Source organism: Lysinibacillus sp. EB106-09-02-XG168, from assembly GCF_058791475.1.
On the sequence record NZ_JBYTDN010000003.1, the window covers coordinates 2,653,039 to 2,675,874 of the forward strand.

24 protein-coding genes are annotated in these 22,836 nt (G+C 36.4%); 4 read left to right on the forward strand and 20 right to left on the reverse strand.

The window, feature by feature from the left end; genetic code table 11:
* Positions 1-161: 161 nt before the first annotated feature.
* The 7 genes from AC3WSO_RS13920 to AC3WSO_RS13950 form a co-directional block, all read right to left on the reverse strand.
* Positions 162-785 carry a response regulator transcription factor gene (locus AC3WSO_RS13920; RefSeq protein WP_492531557.1) on the reverse strand — a complete coding sequence of 208 codons (624 nt, stop codon included), beginning with the start codon at positions 783-785 and terminating at the stop codon, positions 162-164.
* Between the two features lie 13 nt (positions 786-798).
* Complete coding sequence (locus AC3WSO_RS13925; RefSeq protein ID WP_492531558.1) at positions 799-3,012, reverse strand: sensor histidine kinase; 2,214 nt, start codon at positions 3,010-3,012, stop codon at positions 799-801.
* A gap of 83 nt (positions 3,013-3,095) precedes the next feature.
* Entirely contained in the window at positions 3,096-3,905 is an 810-nt protein-coding gene (locus AC3WSO_RS13930) for a CPBP family intramembrane glutamic endopeptidase (protein ID WP_492531559.1), read from the reverse strand.
* 652 nt (positions 3,906-4,557) lie between these two features.
* Complete coding sequence (locus tag AC3WSO_RS13935) at positions 4,558-4,980, reverse strand: DUF3995 domain-containing protein (protein ID WP_492531561.1); 423 nt, start codon at positions 4,978-4,980, stop codon at positions 4,558-4,560.
* Between the two features lie 237 nt (positions 4,981-5,217).
* Positions 5,218-5,736 carry a TetR/AcrR family transcriptional regulator gene (locus AC3WSO_RS13940; RefSeq protein ID WP_492531563.1) on the reverse strand — a complete coding sequence of 173 codons (519 nt, stop codon included), beginning with the start codon at positions 5,734-5,736 and terminating at the stop codon, positions 5,218-5,220.
* A gap of 503 nt (positions 5,737-6,239) precedes the next feature.
* Positions 6,240-7,853 carry an AAA family ATPase gene (locus AC3WSO_RS13945; RefSeq protein WP_492531565.1) on the reverse strand — a complete coding sequence of 538 codons (1,614 nt, stop codon included), beginning with the start codon at positions 7,851-7,853 and terminating at the stop codon, positions 6,240-6,242.
* Positions 7,807-7,929, reverse strand: a complete 123-nt coding sequence (locus tag AC3WSO_RS13950; protein WP_492531566.1) for a hypothetical protein — start codon at positions 7,927-7,929, stop codon at positions 7,807-7,809. The genes AC3WSO_RS13945 and AC3WSO_RS13950 overlap by 47 nt, the downstream gene beginning before the upstream one ends.
* A 93-nt stretch (positions 7,930-8,022) precedes the next feature.
* On the opposite strand from AC3WSO_RS13950, the gene AC3WSO_RS13955 reads away from it, so the two are divergent.
* Positions 8,023-8,451 (forward strand): hypothetical protein, encoded by a 429-nt coding sequence (locus AC3WSO_RS13955; protein WP_492531568.1) that lies wholly within the window; start codon positions 8,023-8,025, stop codon positions 8,449-8,451.
* An 86-nt stretch (positions 8,452-8,537) separates the two neighbouring features.
* On the opposite strand, the gene AC3WSO_RS13960 is transcribed toward AC3WSO_RS13955, so the two are convergent.
* The 4 genes from AC3WSO_RS13960 to AC3WSO_RS13975 all read right to left on the reverse strand — a co-directional run bounded on the left by AC3WSO_RS13960 (position 8,538) and on the right by AC3WSO_RS13975 (position 11,859).
* Entirely contained in the window at positions 8,538-9,512 is a 975-nt protein-coding gene (locus AC3WSO_RS13960; RefSeq protein WP_492531570.1) for a helix-turn-helix transcriptional regulator, read from the reverse strand.
* Between the two features lie 246 nt (positions 9,513-9,758).
* Entirely contained in the window at positions 9,759-10,076 is a 318-nt protein-coding gene (locus tag AC3WSO_RS13965; protein ID WP_492531572.1) for a YbjQ family protein, read from the reverse strand.
* A gap of 12 nt (positions 10,077-10,088) precedes the next feature.
* Complete coding sequence (locus AC3WSO_RS13970; protein ID WP_492531574.1) at positions 10,089-10,568, reverse strand: nucleoside 2-deoxyribosyltransferase; 480 nt, start codon at positions 10,566-10,568, stop codon at positions 10,089-10,091.
* Between the two features lie 817 nt (positions 10,569-11,385).
* Positions 11,386-11,859: a hypothetical protein gene (locus AC3WSO_RS13975; protein ID WP_492531576.1), complete on the reverse strand. Its 474-nt coding sequence runs from the start codon at positions 11,857-11,859 to the stop codon at positions 11,386-11,388.
* A 51-nt stretch (positions 11,860-11,910) separates the two neighbouring features.
* Here AC3WSO_RS13975 and AC3WSO_RS13980 point away from each other — a divergent pair, with 51 nt between their 5' ends.
* Positions 11,911-12,606 (forward strand): hypothetical protein, encoded by a 696-nt coding sequence (locus tag AC3WSO_RS13980; protein ID WP_492531578.1) that lies wholly within the window; start codon positions 11,911-11,913, stop codon positions 12,604-12,606.
* Positions 12,607-12,697: 91 nt separating this feature from the next.
* On the opposite strand, the gene AC3WSO_RS13985 is transcribed toward AC3WSO_RS13980, so the two are convergent.
* The 6 genes from AC3WSO_RS13985 to AC3WSO_RS14010 all read right to left on the reverse strand — a co-directional run bounded on the left by AC3WSO_RS13985 (position 12,698) and on the right by AC3WSO_RS14010 (position 17,408).
* On the reverse strand, positions 12,698-13,168 hold the full coding sequence (locus AC3WSO_RS13985; protein ID WP_492531580.1) for a DUF4259 domain-containing protein: 471 nt from the start codon (positions 13,166-13,168) through the stop codon (positions 12,698-12,700).
* A gap of 167 nt (positions 13,169-13,335) precedes the next feature.
* Complete coding sequence (locus AC3WSO_RS13990; RefSeq protein WP_492531582.1) at positions 13,336-14,397, reverse strand: suppressor of fused domain protein; 1,062 nt, start codon at positions 14,395-14,397, stop codon at positions 13,336-13,338.
* A 418-nt stretch (positions 14,398-14,815) separates the two neighbouring features.
* Positions 14,816-15,364: a hypothetical protein gene (locus AC3WSO_RS13995; RefSeq protein ID WP_492531584.1), complete on the reverse strand. Its 549-nt coding sequence runs from the start codon at positions 15,362-15,364 to the stop codon at positions 14,816-14,818.
* Between the two features lie 430 nt (positions 15,365-15,794).
* Positions 15,795-16,559, reverse strand: a complete 765-nt coding sequence (locus tag AC3WSO_RS14000) for a MerR family transcriptional regulator (protein ID WP_492531586.1) — start codon at positions 16,557-16,559, stop codon at positions 15,795-15,797.
* A 14-nt stretch (positions 16,560-16,573) separates the two neighbouring features.
* Positions 16,574-16,912 (reverse strand): DUF4870 domain-containing protein, encoded by a 339-nt coding sequence (locus AC3WSO_RS14005; protein ID WP_492531588.1) that lies wholly within the window; start codon positions 16,910-16,912, stop codon positions 16,574-16,576.
* A gap of 391 nt (positions 16,913-17,303) precedes the next feature.
* Positions 17,304-17,408 (reverse strand): GNAT family N-acetyltransferase, encoded by a 105-nt coding sequence (locus tag AC3WSO_RS14010; RefSeq protein ID WP_492534363.1) that lies wholly within the window; start codon positions 17,406-17,408, stop codon positions 17,304-17,306.
* A 522-nt stretch (positions 17,409-17,930) separates the two neighbouring features.
* Here AC3WSO_RS14010 and AC3WSO_RS14015 point away from each other — a divergent pair.
* A complete protein-coding gene (locus tag AC3WSO_RS14015; RefSeq protein ID WP_492531589.1) occupies positions 17,931-18,407 on the forward strand; it encodes a GNAT family N-acetyltransferase in 477 nt (158 codons plus the stop codon).
* A 586-nt stretch (positions 18,408-18,993) separates the two neighbouring features.
* Positions 18,994-19,149, forward strand: coding sequence for a hypothetical protein (locus AC3WSO_RS14020; protein WP_476426911.1), 156 nt, complete (start codon positions 18,994-18,996; stop codon positions 19,147-19,149).
* Positions 19,150-19,755: 606 nt separating this feature from the next.
* On the opposite strand, the gene AC3WSO_RS14025 is transcribed toward AC3WSO_RS14020, so the two are convergent.
* The 3 genes from AC3WSO_RS14025 to AC3WSO_RS14035 all read right to left on the reverse strand — a co-directional run bounded on the left by AC3WSO_RS14025 (position 19,756) and on the right by AC3WSO_RS14035 (position 22,273).
* Positions 19,756-20,016, reverse strand: coding sequence for a hypothetical protein (locus AC3WSO_RS14025; protein WP_492531590.1), 261 nt, complete (start codon positions 20,014-20,016; stop codon positions 19,756-19,758).
* A gap of 789 nt (positions 20,017-20,805) precedes the next feature.
* The gene (locus tag AC3WSO_RS14030; RefSeq protein ID WP_492531592.1) at positions 20,806-21,963 is read right to left on the reverse strand and encodes a PD-(D/E)XK nuclease family protein; all 1,158 of its coding nucleotides are present in this window, start codon (positions 21,961-21,963) and stop codon (positions 20,806-20,808) included.
* A gap of 28 nt (positions 21,964-21,991) precedes the next feature.
* Positions 21,992-22,273, reverse strand: a complete 282-nt coding sequence (locus AC3WSO_RS14035; RefSeq protein WP_492531593.1) for a hypothetical protein — start codon at positions 22,271-22,273, stop codon at positions 21,992-21,994.
* Between the last annotated feature and the right edge of the window lie 563 nt (positions 22,274-22,836).

Consider the following 22,836-nt stretch of genomic DNA (forward strand, 5'->3'; position numbering starts at 1 on the left):
GGCCCTCGGTTATAAAAAAAACGCCAGCATCACTTTTGTGACAACTGGCGATTGCTTGAACATACTTTTAAAAAATATGGATGTAGAATTATATAAATGGGTTCACTGTCAATCCCCAATACCTACAAAATATGAGGAGCGCTTCCCCACGATGCTCAACCTCATTCATATAAGCGTTCTAGCAATCCCAGCTCATAGCCCTTTGCGACTGCCCCGACCCTCGTCTTAACATCAAGCTTTCGGTTAATAGCCGCCATATGATACTCTACCGTGCGCTGGCTCATCGCTAACTCCCTAGCAATTTCTTTATTTGTCTTCTCCAGTGCGATTTGCATTAGTACTTCCTTCTCTGTCGGTGTCAATTGGTCAGCTCTCGGTAATGTAGTCATTTTCTCCGGTACGAGCCGCAACCCTAGCATACTCTGCCGAATGGCATTTATAATTTGCGGATAAGTCGCCTGTTTGGATAAATAAGCGTGAATTCCTATCTCATAAGCTTTGTGCACATATTCATCGTAGACGTAACCTGACAGTACGATTAATTTGATTGCCATATCGTAAGTCTGCTTTATTTCTATCGCCAAGTCAAAGCCCGTCATACTTGGCATTGAAATGTCAATAACGGCGACGTCCGGCTTCAGTGTACCGATACGTTTAAGCACCTCGTGAGGTTCACTAAATGTCCCTACGACCAGCATATCTTGCTCTCGCTCTAGTCTATTCTTCAAGCCCTCCATGACAAGCGGATGATCATCTAATAGCAGCACCTTGATCGGTCGATCCATATTTTACTTCACCTCACTGTTTCGGTAGTCTAATGCGGACAATCGTTCCACGTCCAGCTTCCGAGTCAATTTTGATGTCGCCTCCAAATTGGGCTACTTGACTGCTGATCGTGACAAGTCCGAATCCTTGAGAATCGGTCCGAATTCCGCTCACATTCGCTGGATCGAATCCAATGCCGTCATCGCTAATCAGCCCGTAGTACACATCATGATTTTCCCATAACCGAATCTCCAGCTTCTGTCCCCTTGCATGCTTGACCGCATTATTGGCAAGCTCTCGTACAATGCGGAATAGCGTCATTTTGTATAACGAAGGCAATGTCTTTGGCAGTTCATTTTCCAGCTTGATGGATGGGCCACCGTTCTCCTTAACTGTACGCGCGAGCCAGAGCAGCGCTGCATCTAACCCTGCCTGATCGATGATGTGCGGGTATAAATCATCACACAGCATTCGGATGTCGCGTTGCGTATCGTACAAACATTTTAACCAGACGGTGGTCAACCGCTTGTCACTTTGTTCGGTATCGTGTAATTCTTCCAAATCGCGTGCAAGAAAGATTAGATTCTGCAAAACATGATCATGCAAGTAATATGACATGCGAACTCGCTCAGCCTCTTGTGCCTCTAGCAATCTGTATTCCAAGGTTTCTTTTGGCAACCCATTCCTCGCTCCTCTTAGTTCGTCGAGTAAGGTAGCGCCCATCAGCAAACAAACGGTTTCCAGCCTTACTTTGTCGATTAAGCCCAACTCTTCCGGTGTAAAGACCGTATTATTTTTTTTTGAACCAAGTCCCAAATAGCCAATGACCGTTCCGTCAGGCTGCACAAGATCCATCACTTGTGTAAAAACATACGGTGCAAGTTGTCGGAAATTGGTTAATTCCTGCATCTCGACAAATGGCCCTGTTCCATACATAATAGCTTCATTTCCCCGATTCCAGACGAAGCAAAGCCCCTCAATGTCTGTCACGTTATGGACAAGCTCTGCTGGCATACGCAATAGATCGCGGCTATTGCGATATTCGGCGAGCCTAATCGACATCTCCAGCCGCTGCCGATCCAGACGATTTTCCCGTTTCTCCCGCTGCCGTTTGAAGCTGTCAAGGCCGAGTCGATGCAACAGTGTAAGGAGAACGAACGCGCCGCACAATGTAAGTGTTGCTAGAGAAGCACTAGAACGGATTAGCGCAGCAATTAGGATTATCACAAGCCCTCCATACAAACCATGAATAGCTAAACTAGGAAGATAGAAGCGGATGTCAAGCAGCTTCTGTCTGGCCCACAACGATAGTATGGAAGCAGGTAATACAATGAGACCTCCCAATGTCATTTCAGGCAACGCTATGTATTCCCCCCATAGCAGGTCAGGTAGCGCATATAGAAACAGGTATGGTAACAAACCAAATGTCAGCGCGGTAACAAATGTCAGCAGCCGGTTTTTTTCGGCGCTATCCATCGCGCGCCAATATACGACAGCAATGACAACTATGGCAAGTAATGTGCCAAGCAGAGTCGTATGAAGAGCGCTCCGGGTCCACCCCGGGATGGATCCCAGCGAGAAGACAAATAAGACGTATATGGCGAACAAGGCAGCCAGTACCCTGTAGACAGCCATCGCTGAATCAATCCACCCTGGGACCGTGCGGAACATGAATGCAACGAAGAAAGCAAACAACTGGTAAGGCAACCAACTAGCAACGATAGGCAATATCAATCCAGTAAGCGCCGTCTCTGTCGAATAGACCGATAGTAGCGTCGTCGCCATGAATACGTTCAGCGCATAAAAGCGGCGAACCATATAGGACTCGGGCTTGTTCCGATAAGCGGCCAGTCCAATAATGAGCAAAGCTAGCTCCGCGCAGGCTGCAAACAAACTCTTATACACATCCATCATCCCGGGTTCGCTGCGCAATTCAAAGCGAACCCAGCCCTCCCGCTCGAACTGAAGTACCCCCAATCGTTTCAGATAAGCACGATCACCGAGCTTCATTACTTCTGGCTGTTGGCCGTCAACCGACAGGAGTTTGTCGCCGATGTTGACGTCCCATCCTCTCGCCTTGCCCGCCGGATCAATGGATGCGACGACCCAGATGCCCCTATCTTCATAGAACATTAAACCAGTATATGGATTCTTTAATGTAATAGTGTGAATATAAACCGCAACAAGCAGGAATAACAAAGCTGAACTGTATACCGCCAAATTGTATTTCCGTGCAATTTCCGGCAAATTGCATCACCTCTCCTCGAGTGTGTTACTCTAAAAAATCAATATGTTCAGCATCAAAGCTAAGGTGAATGATACGCTAGGGTTTATCGCACGCCGACCAAATACATATTAATCATCCCCCACAAAAAATTCACGAACAGATGTAATAGGATAGCGCCATAAATATTTTTGCGCAACTTAACTAAGATTTCTTCCGGGATAATTACGGCTAACGGAACGTACGCCCAATTGATTGGTGCTTGCCACATGTGATAAAACTGAAAAATGATCGCAATCCATAGCCAGTCATGTTTGAGGCGCCCAACTTTACGTAGCAAATAGCCTCGAAAATAAATTTCCTCTCCGATAAAGTTGCCTATTAGTCCCATTAGCAATAATAGCAATGGAAAGTTCGGGTCGTAATATCCTTGATAAAAAACATGCCATTCACCCATATGGAAAGCTGGGAAACCATTCAGCCATTCAAACAATGGTGGATAGACATATTTTACATACGGCAACGATAAAAGCGTGAACAGAATCGTCAAAATCGGAAATACAAGCAGCAGCCCTTTCAGATCAAGTTTGGCGAAGCCTAAGTATACGAGCGATTCCTTGAATGAAAGTCCGTCCTTGTAACGCAGCATCAGGAAAGGAACGAGCATATGCCAGCCGGCGCTCAATAGGATGAGCACATATAACTGCACATAATGAGCCGATAAACCGGTCCATGCCATCATCGACTCGCGAAGCGGATAGATGAACACATATGCAATCAGACCAGGCAACAGGCCAAGAAACAAGTAGAAAGCGATTTCTTTCTTTTTCTTGGCTTCAAACTTACGGACGAACTGGACGTAAGTCGGATCGGACAAGTTGAAAAAATCGACGAATTTACGGTAAACCACGGACATAACAAAACCCCTCCATTTAATCTCAAAATGAGCGTTAATTTCTTAGTACGCTCCTTGATCATAGCGGACTTCACTGTCAATAGAATCCGTATTTTCCGTCAATTTCAGGTTTACACACGCATCATTTTTGCGTGTTCACGCAAAGAACCCGTATTACACGATTGTTATTCTTTTTCTTAAACAACTTGTTCAATATTACGACCACTGTGAAATGAAATTTAGAATTTATGCATCTTAGAAGAAGCACAAAGATAACTTCCTCCACATATTAGTCAATCTCTATTAATTATATTGAATATATTTACAAAAAACCAAATATATCAATATGATTCTAAATTATCCTCACCACATAACTTGGAGTTGATTTCCGTTCCGACTGGTCGCTTTGTTGCTGACGCTTCGCTTTCGCACAGTTAAAACATTTGTTGCTGTCGCTTCGCTTTCGCACAGTTAAAACATTTGTTGCTGTCGCTTCGCTTTCGCACAGTTAAAACATTTGTTGCTGTCGCTTCGCTTTCGCACAGTTAAAACATTTGTTGCTGGCGCGCAGAGTAAAGTTTCCTGGGGGGCGTCCCATGAGCCCTAAAATCATCTATAAAAGTAACATTAAATGAGGGATTTAAAACTAGTTGCCATATAAAACTTATATTTGTTAAAACAATAGAATAATATAGACAATTCCAAAAAATAAACATAATGGACTATAAAACCAAGTATCGTATTTAGCAAACTGAGAATGTTTTATTTTTTTAAAAAACCCAACATACTTAAAATCACCAATTGCTCTAATAATGAAAACGAAAGCACAAATAATACTTCCGATTTTAGATAAACCATTTGCTTGGAACCCCTTCATATAACCTCCTTGAACAACAATAATGACACTAGCCAGTAGAATAAGTATAGCCACGAATAATGTTCCCCATTTTTCAGGAGTAAAAGCAGGTCTTTGCTCTCCTTCTTTTACAGGGATAGCAGCGGCAGAACCCCAACGACCTCCAAAAGCCCAATAAATATGCAACAAACCGATAAACCATAGAAGCCCTACAGCTACTAATATTAAAAGTATTTTCATTTTCCGCCCCCAATGTTTTAATTCAAACAAAACATACACAAACGTATGTTTACAGTAAAAATTTTGTCCCTTCAAGTTTTATAACCTTATTAGGGACATTTATTATCGAATAATCAATTATGCCTCGGCATGATGTTTTTGTGCGAAAGCGTAGGTGCCAACGTAGCGGTAGCAACAGATAAATGCCATAGGATATGTCGTTCTTAGACTGAGTTCTCTTTTTCAGCGGATATTTGGTCAACCGCTGAAAGAAGTTAAAAGCTCAACCATTTTGTCAATATCAAAATTAGGATTTTCTTCAAACCTTGTCATCCATCCTACATACGTTAAATAGGCTAGTCTCGCTCTATCAATCGATTCAGCATTGTCTATGCCCTTTTTTTGATACAATTTCGCAACACACGAAATTCTTTGTTCTTCAATATTCACTAAGCATTCTGCAACAACAGGATCATATTTTGCCCAAGTATAAATACCAATCTCTATTTTTTTATCTCGATTAAAACTAATTTGTAATAGCTGTTCTAATGAGCTATCCGGTTGCTCCATACTTTGAACAATGAGCTTTGTTGCATGTACTTCCCAATAGTCGAGCATAGAATCTAACAGCTCTTGATGGTCACGAAAATAGTGATAAAAACTCCCTTTACTTATTTTTAGTAATCGAGCAAGTGCTTCAATGCGAACTTTATGTATTCCTTCATCGGCTAATTGTTGTAACCCTGCTTTTATCCAATCTTCCCTCGTTAATTGCATGTTATCTCCCCAGTAAGATACGGTTGCGTATGTTTTTTAGTTAGATTACCACTACTTTCATTTTTTTGTCAATTATTCATTCTGTTTATGTACTTTAATGTTATGGTTGATCGTAATATTTATGTTCATTACCCTTGGTAAAATACAAGCGCATATTAATATAAAAGCTAAAAGTTTTTTCATCTTTCTCTCCTTTTTCATTTTATTGATCATATTTATTCTTTTGTAAATAGCTGAGGCTAAATTTTCATTTATTCCTGGCCTCAACGATACCTTATCAATCATGCCTCGGCAAAATGCATCCGAACCGGCTTTGTGCTTGCAAAGAACTCCTTTCCGATTCTCCGTGATATCCGCGCTGGAGGCTTTGGGCCAACAGATGTTTTTTGTGCGAAAGCGTAGTGCTAACGCAGCGGCAGCAACACGAGGTTGGTCACTCAGTAGATGCCACTTATCCTGAGTTCCTTTATTTCAGCGAGTGTTTGGGCACCCGCTGAAATAAGTTAAAATGTATTATCAAATAGATTTTCTGCTATACCAAGCAAAATATCTTGCTCTGTAAATTCCATTAATTCTACTCTTGTAATGTCTTTCTGTTGAATAAGACGGTTTGATTGAATAGTCACGAGCTTTTCAAATAAGTTTCGTATGTAACGACCGTTCGAAAAGTTTGGAATGGATTCGACCGGAATCTGATGCAATTGCTCCCTCATATGGTATGCAAATACGTCCCCATACTGGTAATCATTATTTTTACATAGCATGGCAAAAATATCATAAAGCTCATCTGTGCTAAAATTATCAAACTGCACAAAATGATTGAAGCGCGATTTGAACCCTGGATTCGCAAGCAAAAATTCCTCCATGAGCTCTGTATAACCAGCAACAATCACAACTAAATCATCGCGTAAATCCTCCATTGCCTTTAATAGGCTATCAATTGCTTCTTTACCAAATGCGTCCTGTTTATCATGAATTAGTGAATAAGCTTCATCTATAAATAGCACGCCACCCTTTGCTTTATTCACAACGTCCTGGACCTTCAAAGCCGTCTGACCAACATACCCTGCTACTAAGCCGGCACGATCCGTTTCCACAAAATGACCGCTAGAGAGTACACCAAGATGCTTATATATTTGGCCTATAATGCGCGCCACTGTTGTTTTTCCTGTACCTGGATTTCCAGAGAACACTAGATGATATGTGATTGGGAAGCTTGTTAAACCATGGTCGACACGCAAGCTTTGAATTTTTATGAAATTGATTAAATTATGTAACTCTTTCTTAGCATTAGGAAGTCCTACAAGTCCATCAAGCTGCTTCTGTAATTTTTCAATCTCTCGTTCTATTTCTGGCGTTATTCGTAAACGTTCATCGTTAATGAATTCACCACTATAAATAATTTTTCCTTCTTTATTAAAATAATCTCCTCGGCCGTGCTTTGCTCCATTTACAAGTTCCCCAATATACGAAGCTTGTCCATTAGCATAATAAAGAGTACCCTGTCCTGTCATCGCATCCTCTTTAAATTGCCCCTCCGATTCAAGTACACCTTGTCTGGAATAGTTCTTACCTTTTCCATGCTTCATATCCTCAAAGAAATAGCCCTCGTACAGAAGGGATGTTACACCCTTTGCAAGCTCCTCAGCACTTGACGATTCTGTTGCATAATACAGCTTTCCTGCCCCTTGCATATGATTCCATATGAAATCACCCTCATATTGTAAAAAACCACTTGGATAGTATTGCTTTCCCTTGCCCTTCTTCATACCATGAACAAAATCACCCTCATATTGTGGTTGATTTAAATGCGGATACTGTTCACGAAGCTCTTTAAATGGGGCAATTACATCTTCCTCATAATATAAAACCCCATAACCTTCCATTAAATCATTACGAAATTGCCCCTCGTAATATACGTGACCGCTCTTATATAAAATACCATTACCTTGTTTTTTATTTTGAATAAATTCTCCTTGGTATATAATTTGGCCTTTTAAATACATGATGCCGTTACCTTGCTTCATATGATTGATGAATTCTCCCTCGAATAAAAGCTCACCTTCTTGGTCAAATAGCGTACCCCTTTCCATCATAAATGTCATGACCAAAGTCATTTTTCTTCACACCGCCACGATACATTAATGTACCATCTGGATACAATATCTCTTTTTCTTCATGATTATGCGTCATTTGGTTGCCATCCTTTATCCATTCAGTATATGCTCAATTATAGCGTGCGAAAGAATATATATGTACAAATTTTCAGAAATTAAGGAGTTTAACATGAAAAAACGATACAAAATAGTAATCGGCATCCTATTACCTCTTCTCACCTTATATGCTTCAACCATATTTTTAACTCGCGATTCAACATTCGAAAAGGAGGTAATTGAACGATTTGATATTGAACAAATTAATGAAATTGAATTGATCCGTTCCTCTGATAACAAAACAATCACTTTTACAGATGTAGCTACAATCAATCAAATAATGCAGCAATTTGAAGATCAGTCGCTTCGAAAAGTCTATTTTTCCAATTCAGATTACGACGAGGCTTATTGGCTTACATTGCGTAATAAAGATCACCTAGAAATAGGCATACGATTAGATAACTCAAAGCATTTATTCGTTTATTTGTATGAAGAAAACTATATGAAAGATTACAAGCTTTTAGATCATTTTAATATGACCTTTTTTGAGGATCTTTTTTAAATATATTCATTCTTAAACGGTAAAAATCCGCTTCGATTAGATTCTACGCGGATTTTTATCGTTTTTTTGTGGATTGCTTTTGTTTATTATATATAGCGATAATTTTCCTGCATCAATTGAATCGTTTCAATGATCTCTTCTCTAAGCTCAATTGGCTCTAGCACTTCAATGTTTGCCCCTTGACTCAGCAGCCACATTTTAATGCCAAGGCCAAAAACTTCTGCTTCAAATAAATATTGCTTATCTTTTTTGGATACTATGTTTGCTGTTGGTAGGCGATCTAATACCGCTTGCGGGGATGTTCCTTTAAAGATAAATTTCATACGCAACAGCTCGCCAGCATGCATAAACTGAATACGCTTACGGAACTCTCCTTCTTGAAAACGTTCGGTATAGGGTATTTGAAATTTTTGTTCGAGTTCTTGCAAATGTTGTATACGGTCCACTCTATAGACAATAGGCAAATCCTTTTCGACCTTATTATCGTAAGCAATTAAATAAAAGTAGTATTCTGAAAAAATAACGGCGAGTGGTTTTAAAATCTTTTCTGTCGGAATCGCTTCTCCTTCACGTAAATAATCAATTTTAATGATTTTCTTTTTGTGAATCGCCTCTGACAGAGCCCAAATTAAACGCAATAGCGACTTTTTATGATGTAAATCTACATACAAATGCTTTTCATTTAAAATAATATTGCGAATAAACTCCTGCTTATCGGCTGCTACAATCGAAATAAGCTTATCTATAATATCGCTCATTTCTGATTTTGGCAGCGCTCTTGATTCGATCAGAATTTTTACAATCGCTAAAACTTGCTCCTTCGATAAAATACTTTCCCCTGTATTTGTCAACCTGTACACATTTTCGGTCCGAACATATTCTAAATGGCTATCCAATTTAGCTTTTTCCAAATACGCTCGAATTTCATTCAAATCCCGTTGTATTGTTTTTTCGCCAACATTATGTGTAAATGCTTCTTGTTTTTTGTTAATTCCTTGACCAACTATCAGTCTGTCAAACATCGAAATGACACGATAGCCTTTGTTTTTTTGTGAATCCACCGTATATCCCACTCTTTCTTCATAGTTACAACTCTATTATACAAAATTAATTGGACACTATTAGTCCTTTTAACTATATTTTTTCTATAATATAGGTATAATTGGTGTATACTAATTAGAAACAATAACCATTATACAGACTAAACATACTATACTTTTGTTATAATTAACTTTATTTTTACCAATGAATTCCGAAGTGGCAAATAAAAAAAGAGCTTCAACCTTGTTGATTGAAGCCCTTATCCGTTATTCTTTTACTCTTACCGCTGTTCCGTATGCTAATACCTCTGATGTGCCATCCATCACAGATGATGTGGAAAATCTTACGCCAACAATAGCATTTGCCCCTAGTCGTCTTGCTTCTTCCTCCATAGCTTGCGTGGCAATTTCTCTGGAGCGAACGAGCATTTCTGCATACTCCTTCATCTCTCCTCCGACAATATTGCGAAGTCCAGCTATCATATCACGACCAACATTTCTTGATTGTACCGAATTACCTTTTACTAAACCTATCGTTTCTACAATTTCTTTTCCCGCCACAATATTTGTTGTTGATAATAGCATACAGGTCTCCTTCTATTTTTTATATTTTTGGACAGCTTGAACAGCTTCAGCGATGGAAGTCGTAATCACTCCCGTGCGCTTAATCAAACCAATAACAAATAAATTACGATAAACAAACTGATTTTCAATTCCGTCCCGCACAAGTGCCTCTATTTTCATCATATTGTCCCGACCTTGTTGACGAACATCTGTAAAGACACCTACGATTGGACGATCCAACATCGCAAATGCACCTATTTCTGCTGCTACACCTGAATCAATCTCAACACCATCTAAAACAGCTACTAATACATCGCTTTTTTGCAGCATTTTTAAATCTGCTTGTGCAATCGCCAAACTATCCGCATAGGCCGTTTTATCGTTTATCGCATCATTCTCCTGTGGTACATATAATTCAATACCAGGTACTGCCTCTCTAATTGCCGCAGCGAGCTGTTCGTTGACTAAACGATCTCCTAAAGAAAATAATCCATTTGCTAAGTATGCCTTCATGTTAAAACTCCTATTCCAATATTTTTTCAAACACTATTTTTATGTCGATCTTTTTTATCCACAAAAGTTGAGATAATACCAAATCCGTGTTTAAGATTTGTGATAAGCATCGCTTTCGCTCATTTCTACCATATGTACGAACTTTTTTATCAATTATGCCGAGGCATAATTGCGTCCGGAATCGGCTTTGTGCTTGCACAAAGAGCTCCTTCCCGATTCCGTGACATCCGCCGGAGGCTTTAACTTCTTTCAGCGGGTGTTTAGACATCCGGTGAAAAGTAGCTTAGATCCGCATTCATCTCACCACCTATAGAGGTAGGAGACTTCTGCTGAAAGAAGTTAAAACCAAGTGCCAGTAGATGTTCATGCTGTCGCTTCATTAATTGACTGGCAATTCCGTGACCATGGACACCACCTAACCAGCTATAAAAAACTCCATCCGGATGTATGTATCCTAGTTTAAATCCTATGATATTCTATTTTCTACTGCTAATAAACAAATGAGTCCTTCTTTACTTTCAAGTTTTCTAATAGTAAATTGCATCTTTGTCACCCTTATCTCAACTGTCATTAATTATAGCAGAAAAAGGTTGAACTTTAAGGTTGAACAATGCAGTACGCTTTAACCGGAGTTAAAGAAAATTCATAGCAATCTTCATAAAGTGCTATGGTTTATCCTTAGTTCCAGTCGTCGAACACGTTAACTGACCTGCTTTGGGTATTTGGTTTACTTACCGAAAACATATGCCCCGTTCCCGTAGATCAAGGATAATAATCATACATATATGGTATAGTTTGAGATAATAGGACAGTTATCTCAAACCATGTACCTTTTGATTTGCTGTTTAAATTCCTTTTTATCATAAATTTTACGTGGATAGTTTTCTTCTTTCAGTACCTCGTAAAGAACTGATTGACCTTCCTTGTAGAATACGGTAGCATCTACGCAATCATCATAAAATTGCCGTGATAATTGTTTTACTGATTCAATAGTTTCTTTCCCACGGATTCTCCATCCGAATCTAATCATATCGAGCTGGTCCAATGCGTCTCGATAGGTGTCAAAAACAATGCATGTTCCAGGCTCATTTTTATCGGAAAACACTAGTACATGACCGGTATGTACAGCCTGGTTAAGATAACGTTCGTAAATTTCCTCAATTGGTGCGCGAATACCAATCGCATCCATAATCGTTTTAAAGTTCGGATGAGGTATATATTCATCTTTCCATTCGTCGGGATAATGAACTAGTTCTGAAATCGATGTCATAATCCAAAATTCATAATGCAAATTTAATCCTCCTTTTACAATTAATAAAACAAAAAGAAATGGTGATTTATAATGAATGATAACGGTATAGCTTTTCCATGTTCCGCATGTAATAAAATACCTGATAAACTAAAATTAATCAAAAATGATTTCGAAGTCGTAGGATTTGAGGCGGGCATTGAGTGGTCCGATTTTCAAGCCAGTAATTTACCTTCTCTTGATGAAAAAATATGGGCACGATCAAGCAATCCTCCTCTTAAAGGAAGTAGAAGAATCGTAATGGTCTGTTATCCCTTTCAGATGACAGTAGGTGAAAGCTTTTGGATGTTATTTATGCCTGCCCTCTCCTACTTTAATGGATGGGAAGAGCATCCTAGTGAAATCAATTCCTCAGCATTTGTACATTGCAGCTTTGAGCAGATTTTGTCTAAAAATGATGAATGTGCGTGGATTGAAATCAGAATTCTGGATGTTGTTCTCTTAAAAGAAACTTGCGATATTTGGTTTGATTCAAACGGTTCTGGTCATTTGGATTCTTTTCTGATGTTTAGGGATATATATGTGTTACATTACAACGAATGGATATTGATAAGTGCAAGTACGGAAAGCGATTTAGGAACATGGGCTCTCATCAAAAAGAAAAATGAGCGTCACCATCTTATTGCGTTTGGAGAATGGGGATTTCATTATGACATCGTATACGGGGGAAATAAAATCATTTCTGAAGACGAGTTAAATAAGCTATTGCGTAGCTCTATTCCCTTGTAGTAAAAGTAAAAAGCTTGTCCTCTCTTGATAAATACCAGATTTCAAAAGAGAAATAAGCTCTTTACATAAAAATGAAATGCCCATTCTAATATCACTTTAAAGAATGGATCATTTCTTTTTCAACTCTACTAAATAGAAACTCTAAATTAGATTTCCATTCAATCCAGCAATCTGATTCACGCCATAATTCAACGATTTCCCTAATACCATCAACATCTGGAACTTCAGCTCTAATATCAGTTAAATATCTTAATATAAACTTTAATGATTCCTCATCCGCATTTATTGAGTGTATTTTTTCAAATTCGTCTTCTGCATCATATAATTTCTTTGTATCAAGATACATTACATAAAGCTCTGCAAGCGCCATCGCACTTATATCGAAAAGGAAATCAATTTCATCGAAGCTCTCTCCAAAAAAACCCTCTTGTTTCATCGCATGAATAATCTCCGACAGCTCTATATGATTTGATTCTACATTATTTTGTATATATTCCTCTAAAAAATCGACTACATCCAAGCCTTCATCACTTTCTAATGGTTTATATCCCCATGCTCCCATATTAAGCCCCTTTCATATTTTAAATAATAACAATCCCTACAAATTTCTTATCCATTGCGTCTTTAATAACTAGGAGAGAAGCTAGAAACATAAACAAAAATCTCCCACTCCGAATCCAAAGCACATCATTTGAATTTCAGTTCGTTCTAGTGGGAGACTATATTTTATCATCCGATTGTTTCCACAACGTTTCCTTGTTGATCTTTAATATATGTTTTTGCAATTTGGATGGAAAGCCCCGGTATAGAGGATACTTCAAACTCTTGTTCTTGCGGCATCAAACTTTGATTGAGTTCTTTAACTGTCTTGTCATTTAAAGAAATGGTAACATCCGTTTCCTCCACGTTATACCCACATTTTTCACCCGGTTCAAATACAACACGGATTTCTTGACTAACTAAAGTCAGGCTTTTCCCTTTTAAAATCCTTCCGCGTAATAGCTTACCGATTATTCCTGCTTGCTTTGCCCCCAGCGTTAACTTATTAGGTTGTTTGCTGAATAATCCCTTTTTACCCTGCTCCCAAGCTAGTTGGTCTACGAATAAAAAGCCGGTACTAGAGCCCCCTTTCTCCATTCCTTTTGCTACCGCTTCTGCAACGGATGGACTCTGTAAAAGAGAGGCCCGAGATAAATCAGTAACATAGCTCGGGATATACTCAAGACCTGCATTTAGCACGCCCATTGTATTCCACGTTTGCATCGCCTCAAGCTCATCACCTGTAATACCGACCATTTGAATAAACTCCACTTGTCCATTTGGTGTATCAATAGCAGGCAACTCGGGATCTATCGTAAAGGCAAGTGCCGTTAAAAGCGTGTCCGCGCCTTCGCAGATTGGTCCATTAGCATCCAAGTAATCACCTGATCTGAAAACATTGCCACTGTTAAACACATATCTTCCCATGTTTTGTAGCAAATTTAATGCCCACGCAGGTGGCTCCTCCTCATCTTCCTTTCGGGCAAGACGAAATGTTAACTCAAACCCATATCCGCTGTATTCAGCATTTTCTGATTCTTTTTCATATAACTCGGAAAATCCATAAGTGACAAAATGCCAGTGTGGAACTGGCGTCTCACTCTTATAGGCACTGATTCCTTCAAGCGGATCTTCGCCCCCTAATAAATAGGGAATAACAGTTCCATAATGTTTCGGCTCTTGCTCCCCATAAATTTTTAATAATTCCTCATCAATCTCATCCCAGCCAGATGCATTTAATTCTTCACTCATCCATAACGCCCCCTTATGTATTTTTCAACTTCCTTTTAGTGGATGTTTGGACACCCGCTGAAAAGTAACTTAAACTCTATTCATCTCCCAACTATTGAGATGGAAGACTTCTATAACTGACGTTTCACTTTCGTTACTAATATATTCGCTTCAGCTTCTACTTTAAAGTATATAATACACTCCAAAGAGAATAATACCCAACTTGAAGACCTTTAAATTTATAACAGAATAGTTTTATGTTCATTTATTGACGAAGAATGTCGAGTAAATTATCAGGACTTAAGAATCATATCCAATGACAATATGTATCGACCTTGGCCTAGAGTGGCCATCAAATGAAGCCTCGACGATATCTAAATATGCCGAGGCGTTATCAATAGGAAGGTAAAAAATAATTAAAATGATTCGAGGATTGTCCTTAACCGTATAACATTGCTGGTGAACGCACACTTTGTAAATAGTCTGCAAGCTTCCCTGCATATACTTTTTCTAAATAAGGTAATTGTGAGATGCAATGGGGTGTCATTAATGCTGGGTTTTGATAAACATTCAGCCCTCCAACCTTTAAAAGCATCGCCACAAATTGTGAACAAAAATAGGCGCGCTCTCTTCGAACCTCCCTTTGCATCATAACGCCAAAGAGCCCAATAAAATTATATTTATAACGATCGCGATTCCAATACATATAATGTACGATCTTCATCATCTCTAAGTATTGATCATGGGATATTTTACAACGATAAATGACACAATCAGCTGTTTCAAATAGCCCTCTGACTGCATCTTCTCGTAAAAATCCCCCACTTAAAGGATTGTTTAATTGTCGACGTCCAAAGCTATACATTTCAAAGAGCTCCTCATCAAAAGCAATGGACGCATGATTCATCTCTTTTCCAGTATACATACCTATAGCTTTTGATAATAATGTACCTGTTTTTGTTAATACTATGTAAATGGTGTGTGCCATGTCCTCACCTACTTCAATATTCTTTCCTACTACCAATACGTTTTAAATATTCAATCGGTTTCATTAATTTCCTTTTTTTATAAGTATATATTATGATACTATATTTTTTCTTAGTAAAAACTGAATATTTTCTTAATTTTTCGTAAATGCTTTTAGAGTTTTTTAAACCACCTTTATTTATATGTTTTGAATCGTATTCTTATGTATGTCACTGAGTACTTGGGTATATGTATGTAAGAGAGGATATGATGTTAAATGTGATTGTAGAAGGGTGTGATGAAAGTTTGAGAGCTAATTGTTTATTAGATAACTAAAGAAAGAGTAAAGCAGATAACTAGTAATGGTCTGCACCCCCATTGTTAGTCACAAGTGGGGTGCAATTCCCATGCTATCCATTTTTTCAATCTGCGTTTTCATGCTTGATTATACTTTAATTCTTCACTGTTTCCTGACAATTATTTTGATTTATACTTATTGCTTCTTTTAAAAATAGTTGCTCCTGTTCTGTAAAAGGATTTGGAAATTTGAATGTTTCTGTAAATGGTAGCTTTTTCTCAACTAAATCTAAATTCCCTTTCAAGGTTTCATTCATAAGTTGTAGAAGTGTTCTAACCGTTTCTTGAGCTTCTTTTGAAGAAGGTATAGCGTCTGTAATCGTTAAATGTTTAATTTCTGATAAAACTTTAGTCCATTTTCTATCTAAATCGAGTTCCTCAGATTTATTTATACTAAATAATTCATCAGTTATATCTTTTGAAAAGTGTTCTTTAAACCATGTTTCGGTGTTTTCAGCAAACATTAATTTTTGTAGCATAGCACAAAATATCTCGATATTGATAATTTCATCGTCTTTCACTGTTTCAATAAGGTGGTTTAAATCGGATAATATATTTATGATTTCAAGTTTTTTAACTTCAAACAACTGTTTTTGATCGTTTAAAGATTTTAAGATATTTTCACCTTTAATCTTCTTTTTTTGCAACATATCTTTAATTTCCTTTAGCGGCAAACCTAGAAACTGTAATGACTTAATGTTTTGTAAAGTAGATAGGTCCTCTGTCGAATATAGTCTATGTCCACCCTCTGTGTAATCACTTGGTTTCAGTAGATCTATACTGTCATAATAGCGTAGTGTTCTAATACTAACACCAGACTTTTGCACAAGCTCACCTATCGTAAATATACCTTTCCCCACAAATTATTCTCTCCTTAATGATTGACTTTAAAGTAACGTATAACGGGATAAGAAAACTTTTTTCCATTTAAAGTATAAATTGCAGCAACTAAAATTAGTATTGTTTCAAGAATAATAAGTGCAAAAGAAATCATTGAAACCGCGCTCCATTTTTTAGAAATAAAAGTTAATAACAAAAAAATCGGGAAGAAAGTAAAGTGAAGGTTCATCCCTTCTTTTGCATGGTCAGCAAAGTATTTATTCTTATTCCTCGATACTAAGTATACCAATATTGGTAAAATAAAGGTTAATAATAGTGAGAACAGATGCATTAAACTTGCCAATCCTCTATTTAATAAACTTTCTTTTTTCATTGTGCCGTTCCTCCAATAGCGTATTGATTGTTACCTTTTGAATTGAGTAACTAAATTCATCATAAAAGGTGACGCTACTAGAGATTCAAGGACAAATTCATTAAATAATTCATATGTAATAAATAGCTGTTGTTATTTTTAGTTTTCCGTATTGTATGATATAATTCATTTACTGACTAACCTAAGCAAGACAATATTAAGCTGTAGCGATGCCGTACGCTACAGCTTTTTTTGTAATGAATAAAGACTTACTAAAATCATTCTCCTCCTCAAGGATTATTACTGTCCAAATACTCCTCGGCTAGTTGAGGATTTTTGTATATAGCCATACCAGTTTTCAACTTTTTAAAGCCAACCTTTTCATAAAAAGGTTCATTTCCTGTTGTTGCAATTAACTGAATACAAGATACATCCCTAATTGCTGAATGCTCTCATCTATAAGAGTTCTAGCAATCCCTCTTCCTTGAAAATTTCTATGTACGACAACATCATAAATAGCAGCAGCAAATCAATTATGCCTCTAGAATCGGCTTTATGCTTGCACAAAGAACTCCTTGCCGATTCTATGACATCCGCCGGAGGCTTTAACTTCTTTCAGCTGATGTTTGGACATCTTCTGAAAAACAACTTCAAACCTCTTTCATCTACCACCTCTAGAAATGAGGGATTTTTGCTGAAAGAAGTTAAACCGTCTGAAAGAGCTCTCGCAAATCCGATAATTTGATGATCTTTTACTGCGAAAACTTTATGTGTACTTGCATTGAAAACTTTTCTTATCATGCTTCGTCATGTTTCATCCACCCTACCGATTGATAAACTTCTTTTAACATTGTTAGCTCGTTTTCCTCTACGTCATACCTAAGTAAAACCATTTTCAGTCCCCCTAATTTTTTAATTCTTTTAGTGTTGATTAACTATATTTAATCATCAAATTAAAGATGATTATTCGCCATTTATAAATCAAGCCTGTTGACGAACGTTTGTTCTAATATTAAAATGATAGAAAGGGGGGAATTTTATGCAAAAAACGAACACCATCGAATTAGTACATTTCTCTGAAGAGTATGTAGATAGTTTGAATGACTTTGACCTTCCGGACGAACAAAGTCAATTTACTGCCCTTCCAAAAGAGATTTCTATAGAAATGGTTGGTCAGTATCCGATTGTTATTTTGAGTGAGCATGTACCTGTAGGATTTTTTGTCCTGCACGCAACAGAAAGAGTAAAAGAGTACTCTAATAATCCAAAAGCTATGCTGCTTACTGCATTATCTATTGACCATAAACAACAAGGAAATGGGTATGCCAAAAAAGGGATGCTAGCACTGCCTGAATTTATTAAAAGAAAATTTAAAGATTGTAATGAAGTTGTTTTAGTCGTTAATCATAAAAATATTCCGGCTCAAAATTTGTATTTAAAAGTTGGCTTTGTCGATAATGGGGAAAGAAGAATGGGACGTATTGGCGAGCAAATTGTTATGAACTTAAACATTTAATAATTTAGAAACGAATTTTCAAAAATCACTCGTCATGACAATGAGTGATTTTTTCTGTTCTCCCCTTACTGTTGTGCATCAGGATAAATGGAATCTGAGCCTACATATGATTGTTATTGCGGATAGACTGTTTTGACAATCGACTATTTAAAGAAGAAAGTTCACTGAAATGTGTAAAGGATTACATATTCTTTTGGATGTTCTGATCGAATTATTCCACTTCATTTCAAACCTCTGACATAGTTTACATAATAATTTTATTGGTTTACCCCTTTATTTGGCAAGTTCTAATAGTAACTCTCTTGCTTTCACTCCGTAAGAAGTTTAAATGGAGCCGCTCGATTTAATCATCTCCTCTTCATTCTGTCTTATCTTTCTGAACCACTTTTAACTCGTCACTTGACAGTTCTCACGTCTTCCCATCATATCCTCATGTAATCGAGCACAGCAAACTTGTTGCGGAATTGAAAATGTTACTATATCCATACCTTTTGTTTTTTCATCACATATATTTCATTAATTAATTGTAAGTTTTGCGGATAAAAAATCATCTTTCTCTCACACTAATGGTGGAGGTGAAATAATCATGGGAAGTAATAAACATAAAAATAATAAAACTCAAGACAACAAAAAACAGCAGAATCAAAATCAAAATGCTAACAGAGAACGTAAAAATGAAAACAGAGAAGAGTTCGCTGAGGAAGTCGATTTCAGTAGTATTCAAAATGAAAATAAACGTTAATTAATTTAACCCCCAATATTCACCTTAGAAAAAGATGTGTATTGGGGCTTTTTATTATGTAAACATCGACCTTGATCCATCTCTTTCGATTTCTTAAAATACAAAAAACCCGGAAATAATTCCGGGCTAATTACCACTTACTTTTTTCCTCCATGACACATACTGTCTCGCTTTTCGCATTCGATCTTAAGAATAACCTAAGACAACCGTGCTTTAGCTTTCAGTTGATGGTTATTCAGAGTAAATGATCAATCGTACTCATCGGGTTAACCCTCCCAGTCATATTGGTTGAAGTGAAAATCTTTAATAGTATAGATTAATTATTATTTCTTATACGCTTTTTTGAAAAAAATCAATATGTTCCTTTGGTCCCCAATGTTATGCCTGTTACGAATGTTTTTTAAATTGTGAAACTATACAATCAATCATTGGATCTATTCGCAGCTTGTGCTGTGCTTTAGAATAAAGATTAATTTATTTATCAGCAAATGCAAAAACTCCATTTTGGGAAAAGAGATTGATCAAAATGGAGTTAATCTTTCTCACTAAGTATGAGATTTTATTCTGCTTGATAATTCCTTTCCATTGAATGGTGGTTTCACCTTTTTATGATATGAATTTATCTACTACCAAAGCCGCGGCACAATAAATATCTACTGGTATCCATAAGAGCCATCCTATCATCCAGTTTAATTTTATATATACATTAGGTGGTATTATTTTCAAGGATATTTTTGCATTTCCTACGAGTTCATTATTTTTTCGTACCCCTTCCGAAATATTCTCAACCTTAAGTTCTGCTTGAGTTAAATTAGGATTATGAAAATCAACCTCTAAAAATGCGTATTGAGGATTTGAAATCGACAATTTTACACTCCTTCGTTTCATCCTAATTCCTTTATAAATCAATTAAAAGCTTAAATTGCATGTGGCATTTGGTCTATTATATTCACAAGACAGTAACAACATGCACTATTAATTTACAAAGTTTTGCAATGAGTACAATCAATATGTCGATTATTGACGTAAAATTTTAAAGGTATTTTTTAGTACTCAATAAAAAAACACAAATATATAAATTTTTAATTATAGTTATGCTTTAAGTAGGTTAATTCTCTCCAACCACACAACAGCTTACAATGCCACGCTTTAACCCTTACCAATTTACCATACTTTCATTATTGCCTAACCAAATTAGTCCTAATTTGGTATATTCGTATCATTTACAAATACACGTCCTGGATTAAGGTCCTTATAAAAGCTTTAAGAACATTTTTGTATAAAAACTACATTGCTTTTAGCTAATGATTGCAGTGTTATCATAGTTCTTTCTTGTATAAAGTTTGTGTAATATAAATTCAATGTTATCGTTTTCTATCATGTCCATTAAAATAGAAAAAACTACAAACGTTGGTATATCAACGTTTGTAGGCCTTTAAAAATTTCTTAACTTAACTTAACTAAAAAACACCTAATGATACCGATAATCGGGATTTTCTATCTTTTTAGTATCACGCTATTCTAATTCATCTAACACTAAATAGCTTTTCTTCTGTACTTTAAGACCATTTTCATCAAAGTCCTAATTTGCAAATTAATTGATATACAGGTTTCATTTTCATATTAACTAATAATGATTAATTAATCTCTTTTTCATTAAACTCCCTCAACAAATATCTCCGTGAGCAAAGCACATCCCATACCATCCAGATTGTTGCCGTCTTTCCAATAAATCATCACATTTTTAGGAGGGTTAGAAAGGTCTAACTTTCTAATTACTTTTTTATTGTTTTCATCTGGATAATAAAATAAATTTTTATATTCTTTATGTGCGCTATTCACACCGTAGTGCTTTCTATTTCGATCGTTTACAATGTACGAACGGTCAAAGTTTGCATTTTTTAATGTTTTTCCTGATGCCACTTTCACTATATCACTTACCCATTTTTTTAAATCCTCATGATTTATGTCTTTTTCAAACTGTGAGCTTTCATAAAAGTCTTTTATGTATTGAATGACTGGTTTTCCATAGTCGGATTTCTCGAATAAAAGATTTTTTTCCTCTTTATATGATTTAAAGCCTGAGTAAATGAAAGAGATAAATGACTTAATTGTATGCTTCGTGTAATCAAAAATCGGTTCAATCTTTCCTATGGCTTCTTCTTTAAGAATTTTACTGAGCAAATCAACTATAGTATTCTCCAAGTCATCTAATTCTTCTCCACCCCAAGTCAGATGATAACAAGGTACTGATAACCTTTCTACTTCTATAGTAGATAATAATTCATTAAATTCATTTAAAGCTCTCTTACTTCCAGTATGTGTTAAGAATATAAAGGAAACTAAAGGTTGTTCTTTCTCTAATGATGAAACTTTATAAAAATTAACTAATCCAATGATTTCCTCAAAAAGCTGATTATCTCCTTTTTGAATAGCTCCATCGTTAATTTTATTTTCCACACAAAACGAAAATTTTGGAAGACTATCAGAAAATGTTTGGTCAAAAAGTTCAATTACAATATCTATATCCCTTGTTTTTTTAGCAATTTCACTCTCTGAACATATGACCTTTACTTCAGCTTGAACTCTTACTTCATACTTCGAATTTCGAGATAAATCTCGAATCCGATTATTGTATATAAGCTCGTTATACTGCTCTTTATTTGCTAATACAATTGGTGTTAAAAAACTCTCAACAAACCTTGATCCTAAGCCATGATTTTCATTAGGGTCTAACAAATAAGCAAGAAACGAAGTTACATTAGGCTCATTGATAGAACCATCATTAGAAGATAATACTTTAAAAATATTCATCCTTAAACCCCTCTAATTATAAAATTATTTACTTCTTCAATTCGAAATTATATTTCTTGTTTATTTTAGTAGCAATTTTGTCTAAAAACTCACTTACTGTCATCTTCTCAACCTCACTTGTATACCATGCCAACTTAGCTCCTTTAGAAACACCATTATGATAAACCTCTAAAGGCATATAGCTCTTCGTTGCATACGTATAATCAAATCTAATGAGTAGTACACTTCCATCTTCACATTCTAATTTTACTTTATAATTTGGATTCTTGTATTCCGTTAGAAGCTTAACTCCTTTTATCTTTGCTAACATATCAAAGACCCCCAATATTTTCTAATATATTAATAGTTATGTATAAATTTAATGATATCAGCGTTCAAGGAAATATCAACCTACTCATTGCAAGGTCATCAAGTAATTTCGAAGAACGTTCCGCTTCAACGATGAATTCTGTCGAAACTTTTTTAATATTTCCCAACTCTCATAGAAAAACTACACAAGTCATAGCAGCTAATTTAATAACTTCTTGGAAATTAAGTGATTAATAAGGGTTGGACAAAATTGGTCAAAACCTTAAGAAGCGCGAGAAATCAATGTTTCTAAAATTGATTTCTCGCGCATTTCGATTATAAATATTCCTCATTTAACTAAAATTCTGATCCTGAGTAAATTTCAATCAATTTTAAGTGATTACCCCCTGCTACTTGCAACCAACAATCAGGTATAAATTCCCATTCTACACAACCATCTTGTGGTATGAAATCCGGTTTCTTCTTTAACAGTGTTTCATACCACAAATGCCTGTCTTCGATATTAGATATTCATACTTGAGTAGTCATTTCGAAAATCACTTTAACCTCTCAAGATTATAGTAT